This is a genomic window from Sorangium sp. KYC3313, assembly GCF_052075895.1.
Classification (GTDB): Bacteria; Myxococcota_A; Polyangia; order Polyangiales; family Polyangiaceae; genus Sorangium; species Sorangium cellulosum_B.
In genome coordinates, this window is sequence record NZ_CP197255.1 from 108,114 (window position 1) to 121,360 (window position 13,247).

At 71.7% G+C, this 13,247-nt stretch carries 8 protein-coding genes; 3 read left to right on the top strand and 5 right to left on the bottom strand.

The window, feature by feature from the left end; translation table 11 throughout:
* Positions 1–10 precede the first annotated feature (10 nt).
* On the bottom strand, positions 11–1,768 hold the full coding sequence (locus ACSRUE_RS00405) for a sigma 54-interacting transcriptional regulator (RefSeq protein ID WP_441289288.1): 1,758 nt from the start codon (positions 1,766–1,768) through the stop codon (positions 11–13).
* A gap of 289 nt (positions 1,769–2,057) precedes the next feature.
* A complete protein-coding gene (locus tag ACSRUE_RS00410; RefSeq protein ID WP_441289289.1) occupies positions 2,058–2,534 on the bottom strand; it encodes a GNAT family N-acetyltransferase in 477 nt (158 codons plus the stop codon).
* A gap of 143 nt (positions 2,535–2,677) precedes the next feature.
* Between ACSRUE_RS00410 and ACSRUE_RS00415 the strand changes: the two genes are divergently transcribed.
* The 3 genes from ACSRUE_RS00415 to ACSRUE_RS00425 all read left to right on the top strand — a co-directional run bounded on the left by ACSRUE_RS00415 (position 2,678) and on the right by ACSRUE_RS00425 (position 6,419).
* Positions 2,678–3,127 carry a helix-turn-helix transcriptional regulator gene (locus ACSRUE_RS00415; RefSeq protein ID WP_441289290.1) on the top strand — a complete coding sequence of 150 codons (450 nt, stop codon included), beginning with the start codon at positions 2,678–2,680 and terminating at the stop codon, positions 3,125–3,127.
* A 136-nt stretch (positions 3,128–3,263) separates the two neighbouring features.
* On the top strand, positions 3,264–4,325 hold the full coding sequence (locus ACSRUE_RS00420) for a BPSS1187 family protein (protein ID WP_441289291.1): 1,062 nt from the start codon (positions 3,264–3,266) through the stop codon (positions 4,323–4,325).
* Positions 4,326–4,532: 207 nt separating this feature from the next.
* On the top strand, positions 4,533–6,419 hold the full coding sequence (locus ACSRUE_RS00425) for an FG-GAP-like repeat-containing protein (RefSeq protein ID WP_441289292.1): 1,887 nt from the start codon (positions 4,533–4,535) through the stop codon (positions 6,417–6,419).
* A 318-nt stretch (positions 6,420–6,737) separates the two neighbouring features.
* On the opposite strand, the gene ACSRUE_RS00430 is transcribed toward ACSRUE_RS00425, so the two are convergent.
* From ACSRUE_RS00430 to ACSRUE_RS00440, 3 genes are all read right to left on the bottom strand, one after another.
* On the bottom strand, positions 6,738–7,862 hold the full coding sequence (locus ACSRUE_RS00430; RefSeq protein WP_441289293.1) for a hypothetical protein: 1,125 nt from the start codon (positions 7,860–7,862) through the stop codon (positions 6,738–6,740).
* Between the two features lie 582 nt (positions 7,863–8,444).
* The gene (locus tag ACSRUE_RS00435) at positions 8,445–11,354 is read right to left on the bottom strand and encodes a protein kinase domain-containing protein (protein ID WP_441289294.1); all 2,910 of its coding nucleotides are present in this window, start codon (positions 11,352–11,354) and stop codon (positions 8,445–8,447) included.
* Between the two features lie 34 nt (positions 11,355–11,388).
* The gene (locus ACSRUE_RS00440) at positions 11,389–13,239 is read right to left on the bottom strand and encodes a hypothetical protein (RefSeq protein ID WP_441289295.1); all 1,851 of its coding nucleotides are present in this window, start codon (positions 13,237–13,239) and stop codon (positions 11,389–11,391) included.
* Positions 13,240–13,247: the final 8 nt, after the last annotated feature.

Consider the following 13,247-nt stretch of genomic DNA (forward strand, 5'->3'; position numbering starts at 1 on the left):
CCGCGCGCCGTCAAAGCTCCTTGTCGGCGTCGAGCACCGCCAGGAGATCCGGATCGACCTCACCTCCAAGCAGGTCCAGGACCTCGCGCACCCGCGAGAGCTCGCGCCGCAGCGTCCGATGATGGTTGCGGTTCTTGAGCAGCATCTCCTGGCCGAGCAGCGTGAAGGCGTCGTCCCGGTTGCCCGCCCGCTGCACCGCCGCGCCGAGGACCATGCCTCGGAAGGCGTCGGTCAGCTCGAGCGGGAGCGGGGCGCTGCCGCCCCGGCGTCGCTCGGCCTCGTTCACGAAGCTGAGCGCCGCCCGCCAGAGCAGCTTGGCCAGCGCGCTCGGCTCGGCGTCGCTGTCGAAGGTGAGCGCGCGCTCGACGTGGCGCCGCTGGATCACCAGATCGCCGCCGAGGCCGCTCTGCCCCGCGAGCTGGAGCGCGTAAGCGCGCCGGACGATGTTGTCGAGCTGCCGCAGGTTGCCCGGCCAGGGCGCGGACACGAGGAGCTTCATGGCGTCGGGCTCGAAGCGCGCCGTACCCGTGCCGTCGGCCTCCTGATGGCGCCGGTTCAGCATGTAGTCGGCCCAGCGCGGGAGCTCGTCGAGCCGCTCGGCGAGCGGGAGCAGCCGCACCGGCAGGACGTTGATGCGGTAGTACAGGTCCTCGCGGAAGCGGCCGGCGCGCACGGCGGCGCGCAGATCGGCGTTGGTGCCGACGAGGAGGCGCGCGTCGGCGCGGCGCTCCCCCGCCCCGTCATCGCCCAGCATCCGGTAAGCGCGCTCCTCGATGAAGCGAAGGAGGCCCGCCTGGGCCTTGAGCGAGAGCTTGTCGATCTCGTCGAGGAAGAGCGTGCCCTTCGCGGCGCGGGCGACCGCGCCAGGGTTGTCCTTGACCGCTCCGGTGAAGGCGCCCCGCTTCCAGCCGAACAGCTCGGCCATCTGCAGGTCCTCGGGCACGCCGAGGAGGTCCAGCGATTCGAAGGGCTGGCCCCGGCGCTGCGAGTGCTCGTGGCACCAGCGCGCGAGCCTGGATTTCCCGGCGCCGGTCGGGCCGGTGATCAGGATGGTGTCGTCCCGCGGGGCGAAGGCGCGGAGCAGCTCGACGAGGTGCGCGGTGCTCTGACCGACGACCGGCAGGAACTCGTCCGGGCTCGCCGGCTCGTCCGAGCGAAGCGGCAGCGCGCGGGCGGCGATGAAGGCCCCGGCGATGCTGGCGAGGATCGCCAGCTCCTCGTGGCACTCCGCCCAGGGGAGCTCGAGCCCGACGGCCCCCCTGCAGCTCGCCTCGATCGTGATCATGCCGTCGACGCTGCCGCCCGGCGCGCGCAGCGGGACGACATGGACGTGGGTCGCGTCGCGACCGAGCATCCGCTCGCGTGTCGCGTCGCCGGGCATGCCGGCCGCATCCGGCAGGTGGCGGAGCGCCATGGCCCCGTCCGGCATCCAGGAGCGGAGCGAGGCGCGCTGGACGTCGATCGAGACCGAACAGCGGTGCTTCTCGATCCAGCTCCAGACGCTGCCGGAGGTGAGATAGCCGGTGCCTTCGATGCGCGCGCCGCTCAGGCGGTCGACGCCGAAGAGGCGCTGGTAGCTGTCCTCGGGGCGGAGGTGGACCACGCCACGCAGGATCCGAGCGCGGCTGGCGAACGGGCTGTCGGCGAGCGCCTCTTCGACGCAGGTGAACATGGCCTGGAGGACCGCCGTGGCAGCTTCGTCGAAGTACGTGGCCGACACGAGGCGGGGGACGAGGGAGATGAAGCGCTCGTCACGGGATGCGGTCACGGTGGGCAGCAGGAAAGCAGGAGAACCGGGACGGGTCCAGGTGGAACGAACAGGCTCGCGTCTCCAGCGGACGCAGCGCGTCCGGGCGGGACGCGCGCCCCCTCTTGCCTCGGAGGCCGTGGCAGCGCCGGCGCCCTGCCGGAGGGACCACGGGGGGCCGCCGCGGGTCCGAAAGCCGGACGCGCCATGAGGTGGCCGAATGCCATGCGTGGATGCCGTCCAATGCGGCCGGTGCAATGCAAATAGAAGCGTCGGTGCTGGAGCCAGAAGACGCCAGCTCCTGCAGGCGTCACCTCGTCTTCTCGAGCGGGCGTGAGAAGACGAGCGCCGGGAGCCCGCTCACCGGCACCACGCTCTCGTCCACCAGCGTGAAGCCCTGCTTGCGGTAGAACGCGGCGTTGCGCGGCTGCTCGGTACGCAGAACGCAGGTCGTCCACCGCTCCGAAAGCACCGCGAGGGTGCGCTGGAGCAGTCGGCCCCCGTGTCCGCGCCCGGCCAGCGACGGCTCGACGCCCAGCGTGCCGAGGTAGACGCTTCCTTGCCCGAGAAAGGGGCGAACGCGGGCCATCGCGGCGTCTTCGTGCGCCGACAGCCGCCACCACACCGCCGGCGGAGCGACGAGCATCACCTGCCACATGCCGCTGCGGACGACGTCTCCGAGGCCCATGCCCGCGCGCACGGGAGGCTTCCAGTCCACCGAGCCGACCCCGGGCTCGAACAGCCGCCCGCCGTGCCGGTCCGCGTGCGCCAGCATCGCTCCGAACACCGTGGTCATCGTTTGCGGCCGCCGGGCAGGGTCGGGCTCCGCCCAGGAGATGAAAGGATCTTCGTGAAACGCCCTGGCCAGTATCTGTGCAGCAGTCGTGCGCCCACTATGCATTCGGGCATTTGTCCTCACACGCCAGTCGCTTGTCTTCGTGCGCCACGTGGTCGGGCGACTGGACGACGCCGCTGCGCAGCGCTGACCCGCGGCTGCTGGCGACCCTCGAGGCCACGGTGGGGGCCGAGCAGCGCACCAGCGACGCGCTGCTCGTGGCCGTGCGCGCCCTTGCGCTGCGGCGCCTGCCCGACACGCCGCCCCTCGGCGAGGTGGCCTCGGCGCTGGGGCTCAGCGTGCGCTCGCAGCAGCGCAAACTCTCGCTGAGCCGCACCTCGTTCGTGGAGGTGCTGGACGAGGTACGCCGCGATCACGCGGAGCAGCTGCTGGACGAAGGGGTGCTGACGCTCGGCGAGATCGCCGCCCGTGTGGGGTTCGCCGAGCCGGCCTCCTTCACGCGCGCGTGGCGGCGCTGGCGCGGAGAGGCCCCGTCACGGAGGCGCCGCCACGGATCGGCGCTCACGCCACGGCGAGGCCGGTGAAGCGCCCGGGGTTCCTCGTGGGAGAACGCGTATCTCACCAGCTCGGCGAACGCGACGGCGGCGCCCTGCGAGACCGCCGTCGCCAGCCGGCTCGTCCACCGCGGTGCGCCGGAGGTGATCTGGTAACGTTTCGAGCATGCGGATTACGGCGTGGATCGGTTGCGCCTGGTGGACGCTCGGGTGCGTGGCGTGCGGCGGCTCGTCGAGCGACGGCGACCCCCCGGGCGCTGGCGGCGGAGCAGCCACGGGCACCGCGACTACCGGGACCGGCGGCGCCGCCGCGACCTCCGGGGTCGGTGGCTCTGCGGGCGGCGCGGGCGGCGCGGGCGGCGCGGGCGGCGCGGGCGGCGCGCCGCGCGAGCTGCACGTGGACACGAGCTCACCCGAGCTCAGCGAGATCCGGTTCAAGCCCAGCGAGCTCGATCCAGAGGTCTCCGACCGCGACCTGGAGCAGGTGGCCCTCCTCGACACTCGGGTCGCGCGGTTCGCGGGCAAGCTCGTCGTCACGCTGTCGGGGAGCAACCAGCCTCCTGGCCCGCTCGACCTCACCCGCTTCGTCGCCGCGCGCGGCTTTCACGCGTTCGCGGTCGCCTACAAGAACGACTACAACATCGTTCAAAATGATCCGGACACGTTCGGCGACGCGCGGCTCGAGGCGTTCGACGGTCAGGACCACACCGCGCTCATCGAGGTGACAAGGGCCGACAGCATCGAAGCGCGGCTGGCGAAGGCGCTCGCGCACCTGAAAGAGGTCCACCCGCGAGGCGACTGGGGCTACTTCCTCGAAGACGACGGGAGCCCGCGCTGGTCGGTCATCATCTTCAGCGGCCACTCGCACGGCGCGAGCTCGGCCGCCCGCATCGGCAAGGTCGTCCGGCTCGACCGGGTGGTGTCGCTGGCCGGGCCGCGCGACACGACCCCGGTGAGCGCCAGCTGGCTGTCGGAGCCGTCGGCGACGCCCGTGGATCGCATGTTCGGATTGACCGGCGAGCGCGATGAGCAGCACCCGGATCACCTCAAAGCATTCGACCTCATCGGACTCCCCGGCGAGCTCGTCGAGGTCGACGTCCCGGGCGCGGCGCCGCCGTACGGCGGATCGCACCGGCTCGCGCTCAAGGACGGCGACCACGGAGCCTCCGGTAATTGCGGCGCGCACGTCGCCGTCTGCGAGGCGATGTTCGGCTTGCCGCTGCCGTGATAGCCGACCTCGGCGTGCGAATCGACCGGTGACCGAGGAGCATCTGACGTGCAGATCGGTGCCCAGCTCGAGCAGATGCGTGGCGAACGGCATTTCCCTGAGCCCATCTGGCAGCTCGTGCGCGACAACGTCCTGCGCTGCCTGTAGTAGTCTCGGCCGGATCGCTTTTCCCGCGGCGACCGCGGGCGTGACGATCGGAGGTCGAACGTGAAACGGTCTTTCCTCGCCCTCGCGGCGGCGTTGCTCGCGGTGGGTTGCTCGGCGAAGTCGAGGACGTTCTCCGGCGAAGAGCCCCAGGGCGGGGGCGGGAACGGCGGCGGCAGCAGAAACGACGGCGGCGGCGATGCAGGCACCGGCGGGAGGAACGACGGCGGCGGTGACGCGGGCACCGGCGGCGGGCCGCTGTGCGCCGGCGTGGACTGCAGCCACCTCGACGGCGGCTGCATGCGCGGCGTGTGTATCGAGGGCGAGTGCCTCGCCGCGCCGCGGCGAGCAGGCACCGAGTGCGCGGCCGCGGACGGCGAGTGCGACGCGGCCGACACGTGCGACGGCGCGGGCAAGTGCGTCGCGAACCGAGCGCCGGAGGGCACGGCGTGCACGGGGTGCCCGAGCGGCGCGTGCGGCGGCTGCGCGATGGGGGTGTGCGCCGATGGGCCCGCGGTCACCTGCGGCCTCCGCTTCACCGACGTGACCGCCGCCTCGGGCCTGCCGGCGACGACAGGCAGCTCGGTCGTCGCGTGGCTCGACGTCGAGAACGACGGCGACCCCGACGTGTTCCTGCGCGGCAGCGGCCTGTACATCAACAACGGCGCGGGCGTGTTCACGGAGGGAGCCGCCGCGCGCGGCATCAAGGATCTCGGCACCACCTCCGAGCATTACCCGGTGATCGCCGCCGACTTCGACAACGACGGCGACATGGACATCTTCGTCGCCAACGATACCCGCTACGGCACGATCCCGAACCGGCTCTATCGCAACGACGGCACCGGCACGTTCACGAACGTCGCGCTCTCGGCCAACCTCGAGCTCACGACGACGCCCGGCCCGGCCGTGTGGGTCGATCACGATCGCGACAACGATCTCGATCTGTTCTTCGGCTCGGAGTTCGGCACGTCCGCCATGTTCCGGAACGACGGGGCCCTGCCGTTCGCGGATGACAGCGCGCGCTTCAGCACCTTCCTCCAGGGCGACAGCGCGGCGTGGGCCGATCCAGACGCCGACGGCGATCTCGACCTCTACATGGCCACCGGCTCGACCGGAAACGGTAACCGCTTCTTCCGCTTCACGTCGCCGAGCTGGACCGACGTCTCGACATCGGCCGGGCTCGAGGGCACGCCGGCGGCCAGCTCCCGCTGGGGCGGCGCGACCTGGATCGATATCGACGCCGACGGCGATCTCGATCTCCTCTCGGTGCGCGACGGGGACGCGGACGATCTGCTCTATTACAATGCCGGCGCCGGCGCGCCGTTCTCCGCCGCCACGGCGGCGAGCGTCGGGCTCGGAGACGGCTCGTTCATGAGCGCGAGCGTGTGGGCCGACTGGGACCAGGACGGCGACCTCGACGCGTACGCGGGCGACACGCTCTACCGCAATGACGCGGGCAGGTTCGTGGCCGCCGGCGCCTCGCTCGGGGTCGCCGCGCAGCAGGTCGGCTCGTTCGCGGACATCGACGGCGACGGCGACCTCGACCTCCTCACCACGAGCTTCGGGGGCACGGCGCTCTACCGCCGCGACGTGACCGGAATGCCTTGTCGCGCGCCGGGCTACGCGGTCGTCCGCGTGCTCACCGATCGCGACGGCAATGCGACCGACGCGAACGTGAGGGAAGATCGCGACGCGATCGGCGCGCGCGTCGACGTGGACCTCGACAGCGACGGGGACTTCCGCGCGGGCGGCTATACAGGGGCCGATCGCGTGGCGACCTACCTCGTGGGCGCCGGCCAGTGGGGCAACCGGCAGCAGAGCCAGCTCCCGCTGATCATCGGGATGGGGGCCGCGGCGTCGGTCGATATCCGCGTGACGTTCCCCGACGGCTCGGTGGTGACACGCAACGACGTCGCCCCGGGCGCGCGCATCACGATCAACGATATCTAGCGAGAGGGGTGAGCCAGATCGGCGCGATCCGGAGCAGCGACGCGCGCGAGGGGGCCGAGCGCTGGCGCAATCGGCAGCGCGGCCTCCAGCACCACCGCCTCGACGTCGATGAACGCCTGTCAAAGCGCGATCACTGCTCTCGACATCCGGTGCCCACGGCCGCTCGTCGAGGCCGAAGAGCCAAGACGCGAATCAAGGGAAGAATTAGCCGCCAAGGCGCCAAGGACGCCAAGAACAAACACAATCTTGGCGGCCTTGGCGCGCTTGGCGGTTCAATTCCTGCTCTTTTCTGGGGTTTCAACCCATTTGTCGCTCCAGCTAGACGGCCGTCCCGCCACCATCGATGGGCTCAGCGGCCTTGCCTCTGAGCGCCGATTTCACGTGGTCATGAGAGGCGCGCAGAATATCGCCCAGCTTGTCGAGCTCATCGATCGAATCCATCGTTATGCACGACCAGCCCAGCTGGGGGACGGTGACTGGAAGCGAGGCAGCCATAGGGAGCACCCTCTCACTCGGCAGAGGTACCCAGACGCACGGCTTCTTGCGACCAGCCAGCAGCCTGCAGAACACCGCCGTCCGCCTCTCGTGGAGGTGTATCTTGAAATAGGAGACGGAGTCCTCGTATGCGATCGGACGTTCGGTCCCGAGCAGCCGCTGAACCGTCGCGAAGGCGTTGAGCTCTTCCTGCGTCGTTTCGACCCTGTTGACCTGCGGCTCCTCGGGGAGAGCGCTGATGCGCGACTGTGTCTCCAGGACCGACGCTAGCGCGCGCTGCTTGGCCCATTCATTGATGGCATTGGCGACGATCGGCTTCCAGCTCTCGACCACCGCCGTGGTCAGATTCCTCGTCTCGATCCGGGCGACGGCGAGCTTGGTGAACTCCGGCGCCGGTTCAAGGAGCCTGGCCAGCTCCTGCACAAGGAGGTTCTGCTGTCGGGTCCGCTGAGCGAACGTCCTAAGGAGGCCGGAGTTGTACTCGGACCTCTGCAGCACCGTGAGAAAGTCGAGGGGCGGCTGCTCGTCGATCAGGACGTCCCACTGCACGAACGGCTCCTTGTCCATCACGTTCTCGTTCACCATGTCGGTGAAGAAGCGCCATTGGATACCGTTCGTCAGAATGCCGAGCTTCGCCTCCGGCGCTTTCGCGAAATAGTCCGCCAGTTGCTCGTCGAAGCCGGCCAGCTTCCGTCCCGCTTCCTTGGCCTCCACGAAGAAGATGGGGCGGCTATTTTGCAGAAACGCCCAGTCAATCGGCTTGACCGAGCGTTCCTTGCCAAAGTCGACGCGATACTCGGGAATACACTGGCGAGGATCCGTCAGATCGTAGCCAAGAAGAGTGAACAGCGGTCCGATCAGGCTTTGCTTCGTTGCCTGCTCGTTGCCCTTGACGTGCTCCGCCAGCTCCCGAACACGGTTGACATAGGATCCGAGCGCCTCCCTCATCGTCTTCCCCTTTCGCCCTGACGAGGCTACAGGAACGCGGCGCCGGGTGTCGAGTGCGCCACGCCTGATTTCGCCGATCTGAAGGCTCGCGGAGAAAGCCGAGGCTCTTCAGGATTGTGGGGCGGGTCTTGGCGAGGGGGCGCGAGACCGGCAAGCGCCATGCGATGGCGACGAAGTGCGTCATCGTGATACAGGAGCGGCCTCGCTCACCCTGGGCGCGCTGGTCGGCCAGCCACGCCTTCGCGGCGGGGGCGTCCAGCACATCGGACAGCTCCGCCACCTGCGCGAACAGCTCGGGGAAGAATCGGTAGTTTCACGACGCGTGCCGCGACAGAAGCTCCGGGCGCGCGCCGGAAGCCTTCGTGCTCGTGCCAATTACCGGGGAAAAGAGTGCTTCGAGAGTGCGAAGGGCGAAGTCGACCTCGACCATTACGAAGTCCGCAGCTTCACGGGCTGGCGCGGTTCTGCGCTGATCCTGGTGGCGATGGCATCATCAGGCGCTGGCGCGCAGCTGTCACTACCGGCGCCGTGGCGCTCGACCGCCATGAGTACGACTGTAGTAGGAGGGAACGCGCTCACCGCCTAGCGCCGCGCCCGCAGCGCGCCGAGCCGCGCCCGCGCCTGCTCCGCGGAGATGGATCGCGGGCGCGCCTTGCCCCAGCGCTCGAGGACAACCTCGTACGCCGCGGCGGCGCCGCGCAGATCGCCTGTCGCCTCCAGGGCCATGCCCAGATAGAGCCGCGCCTCCGTGGTCGAGAACGGGTCGGCCAGGGCTGCGCACGAGCGCGCCACGCGCGTCAGCGGCCCGATCGCCTCCTGCCCCTTCCCCACGAGCGCGTACACCTTGCCGATGTGCAGATCGAGCAGGAGCCACCGGCCGCTCTCCGACGGGAGCGGCTGGTCGAGCGGCATCGTCTCGAACGCCGCCGCCGCGTCGGCCGCGGTCTCCACGCCGGCGGCGTAGGCCTCGGTCCAGAGCAGCCAGCGGTGCTCCGGCTTGATCTCCTGCGCCGCGGCGCGCCACTTCGACTGGACCCGCTCCACCCACGCCGAGCGCGCCGCGTCGTACGCCTCCTGCGTCATCGACGCGGCCCGGAGGCCGTACGGCAAGAACGCGATGGTCCAGTCGGCCGTGGTCGCCGGCTCGGACCAGGCGCTCATCCGGCGGAGGAAATCGTCCGCCACCCGCCCGGCCTCCCGCGGCAAACCCATCTCACGGTAGAGCTCCGCCAGCTTGAGGGCCGGGCTCGCGTGCGCGTCCTGATCGTTCCTGCCGGCGACCTCCCGCTGCCACGCGCGGGCGTGCTCCACCGCCAGCTCGAAATCGCCGTCCAGGACCGCGAGCGAGCTCCGATCGAGCAGCTCCTTCGCCCTCCGCTCGCCCTCGGGGACCGCCGCCCAGCCCTGCTCCAGCGCCACGAGCACGCTCTCGCGCGGCGCGCCCCGCGCGTGGAGCGCCAGCGCCAGGTGCCGGTGCGCCGGCGCCGCCTTCGGATCGATCGAGAGCCAGCGGCGCGCGTGCTCCTCGACTTGCCGGCAATCGCCCTGGCGATGGAGGAGGCGGACCCGGTTCGCGAGGCAGAGCGTCGCGCCGGGAGCCGTCTCGGCGCAGGCCTGGTAGGCGGCGAGCTCCGCCGCGACATCCCCCTTCATCCCGAGCGACTCTCCCTTGAGCCCCCACGCGAGCACGTGGCCCCGGTCCAGGGCGAGCGCCCGATCGTAGGCCTCGACGGCGGCGTCGAACCGGAGCTGCGCGAACCTCGCCCCGCCGAGGTACACGAGGAGCTCCGGATCGGCCGGGAACCTCGCGGCCGCGGCCTCGATCCGCCGCTCCCATGCCACGGCGTCGGAGGGCTGGCGCACGTACGGCTCGGCCGCGTCGAGCAGCGCCATGTCCCGCTCGCCGAGGGCGGCCCGGTGCCGGAGCGCGAGCTGGAAGTGCTCGCGCGCCGCGGCCGGCTTCTGTCGAAACGTCCAGATCGCCACGCGCAGGTGGCCGGCGCCGAGGCCGCGATCCAGCGCCACGGCGCGCTCCATCGTGCGCGCGGCCACGTCCGGCGCGCCGTCACGGTAGGCCTGGAGCGCTTCCTGGTAGAGCGCCGCGGCCTCCGGGTTGCTCGAGGCGGGGCGCGGCGACTCCGGGGCGGCGACGGCTGCGCCGCTCGGCCGGGGCGGCGGCTCCGGGGGACGCCGGAGCACCGCGACCGCGGCGCCTGCGACCGCCGAGGCCACCAGCGCGAGCGCGACGAGCCCGCGCCGGCCCGGGCGCGCGCGCTCGTCGGGTGCGGTCCGCACCGCGACGGCCTCGCCCGACGCGGCCCCGTGCTCCGGCCGCGGCGCAGGCTCCGCACCGGCGGGCGCGGGCGGCGCGCCATCGGGGCGCAGCGACGCCGGGTCGGTCCGGTGCGGCACGGTCGGCTCGAAGCCGATCCCCGCGGGCGTGCCCGCGTGCCCGGCGCCTGGCGCAGGGCCGCCCCGCGCGTTCCCGCTCTCGACCCGCGTCTCGGCCTCTCGCGCCGCGGGCGGCGAGCGCGGCGGGAGGCTCGGCAGCTCGTCCTCGAGCCCCTCCGCGGCAATCAGCGCGCGCCAGAACGCGCCGGCGTCGGGGTACCGGTCGCGCGGAGAGACGCTGAGCGCCCGCGAGAGCACGCGCTCGACCGCGTCCGGCGCCGAGACGCCGCGCGCTCGCAGCGTGGGGCGCAGCGCGGGATCGACGACAACCGAATAGAGCTCGACGATCCCCTCCCCCTCCAGCGCCCGAGCGCCCGTCACGAGCTCCACGAAGACGAGCGCGAGCGCGAAGACATCGGTCCATGGCCCCGTCGCGCCCCGCTGCTTGTCGAACTGCTCCGGAGCGCCGTAGCGGGGCGTGAACACCGACGGCCCCTCCGCGGTGCTCGCGAGCGCCGCGGTGCGCGAGCGCTGATCGCCGATGATCTTGGCGATGCCGAAATCGAGGACCTTGAGCGTCCTCGCGCCCCCCGCCTCGGCGAGGAAGAGGTTCTCCGGCTTGACGTCGCGGTGCGCGATGTTCTGCTCGTGCGCCACCGCGAGGGCGCGCACCGCCGGGTCGAGCAGGCGTATCGCCTCGCGGCGGGACAGGGCGCCGCCGCCTCCGGCGCGCAGGCGCTCGAGGTGGCCGGCGAGCGTCTCGCCGTCCAGCCACTCGAGCACGAGGTAGGGCACGCGAGCGCCGTCCTGGGTCGTGAAGGCGCCGATGTCGAGCGCCTGGACGATGCCGGGCGAGAGGCGCGAGAGCTGGAGCAGGAGCCGCCCCTCGTCGCGCAGCCGTCGGACGAAATCCTGCTGCGCCTCGGGCGAGAGCTCGTCGGGCAGCCTGAGGCACTTGATCGCGACGGGCGCGTCGAACCCCTCGTGCACGCCGCGATAGACGACGCCGAACCCGCCGGCGCCGACGGCGGAGAGGACACGGTATTTGCCGTCGATCGTGGCCCCGCAGAGCCGAAATACGTCGCGCTGGGCGCCGGACATCGGCGGAAGTATACGCCATCTCCGGGGGACAGACTCAGGGCGACTCGGCGTTCGCCATGGCGGCCCTTAGCCGACCGCAGGCGTCCACGAACCCGGTCGAGAGGATCTGGTCGAGGTGCCAGAAGTTCCTCTGCCGCTCGTGCTCGTAGAACCGGGCGATCGTCACCAGGAGCAGGTCCACGCACAGCGCCGGGTCGCGCCAGGCGAGCTCCGTCCGCGGCCCGCTCCGCGACCCGCTCCGCGGCCCGCCCGCGCACGACGCGGCGAGCGTCCGCTCGAGCACCGCGGCGACCTGCGCGAGCTGCAGGACCATGCGGCGGCATGCGCTCGCGCGGATCCCTCCGCCCTTGGCAGCCACCGGCCGCAGCGTGTCGTCGAACGCCGTCGCGAACTCGCGCCACAGCAGCGCGCCCGCCTGATCCACCGCCTCCTTGAGCCCCGCAGCCGGAACGCGCGGCGAGAGCGCGTCGACGAGGCGGGCGCGCGCCCCCTCGTCCTCGGCCAGCGCGCGGTACGGCTTCGACCAGCGGGCGACCTGGCGGCGAACGTCGCCCACCGTCAGATCGAGCTTGAGCCCCGTGATGGGGAGGAGCGACGCGTCCGGCAGCTTCAGGGAGGGCCTGTGCCATGCGTACTTGCTCTCCATGAAATCGGCGAGCATCTCGGCGATGCCGTTGCTCGCGGCCACCTGGAGTCGCGCCCTGATGTCGGCCTCGGCGAAGCGGAGCAGCGCCGCCTCGTCGAGCTCGGTGCGGCCCCCGCGCTCGACGAAGGCCGAGGCGATGCCGGGGCCGACCGCGCCGGGAAAGACGGTGTCGAGCGCGAGCGGCTCCTCGATCCGCGGCAGCACCGCGTACTCCCACTCGAACTCGGCCAGCGCCTCCTGCCACGCATGGCCCCAGGCGTCATGAACCACGTAGTCTTCGACCTCCGGCGTCCGGAGGACCATCACCATGGTGGCGAGGGTCTGAGTGACGACCTCCGTCGGGACCGCCGCCGCGTCCGCGAGGGAGCGCGCGAGCGCCGGATCGATGGCCGCGCGGTCGAAGTAGCCGAACGCGGGAAACCGCGCCGTCGCCGCGGTGTTCGTGTCGTCGCATCGGGCGATGAAGGCGGAGATGGCGCGCCGCTCCTCCTCCGGGCGTTCGTCCCAGCCGGGCACCTCGAGCCGCGGCGCCTCGCCGGAGCCCTCCGCGCCGGGCGAGCCGGTCGCCGGCGCCGACGCGCGGAGGCACAGGAAGATCGCGGTCGACGTCATGAGCAGATCCACGTCGCCCGGGCGCCACGGCAACGGGCCGTAGATCGCGCTCATGAGCTCGGCGCACGCGGCGGGCGACGCGCCCCCCTTCGCGGCGAGCTGCGAGGCGATCGCCTTCGTGATCGCGTGCTTCACCGCGAGGTTGGAGGTCATGTGATCCATCGCGGCCTCGACCTGCGCGAGCTCCGCCTCGTCCCACGCGAGCGCCTCTCGCAGCGCCCGCCGGACGCGCGGGATCCCCTCGCTGCCCTCCGGCAGATCGAGCGGGAAATCGAGGAGCGGTCGCGACGCGACGGTATCGATGAGCGGCGCGGAGCTGCTGCCGGCGAACCGGAGCCAGAGCAGCACCGCCTCGGTGAACCAGGCCCGGAAGGACGCGCTCGCCGCGTGGAACTCGTCCGGGGTCGGCTCGCTCAGGGCGTCGATGCCGCGCATCAGCCGGTCGTGAAGATCGCGCCCCCTCGCCTCCCGCTCCTCGCGGCTGCCTTTCGTCGCGTCCTGCAGCTCCTCGATGTCGGCGAGCAGATCGAGCGTGGGCCCCCACGCGGCCGGGAGCGCCGGCTCGAAGAGGGCTGCCGCGCACAGGATGGGCGCCGAGGGCTGAGACCCGGTGTTCTTCTGGTCCATCGCGTTTC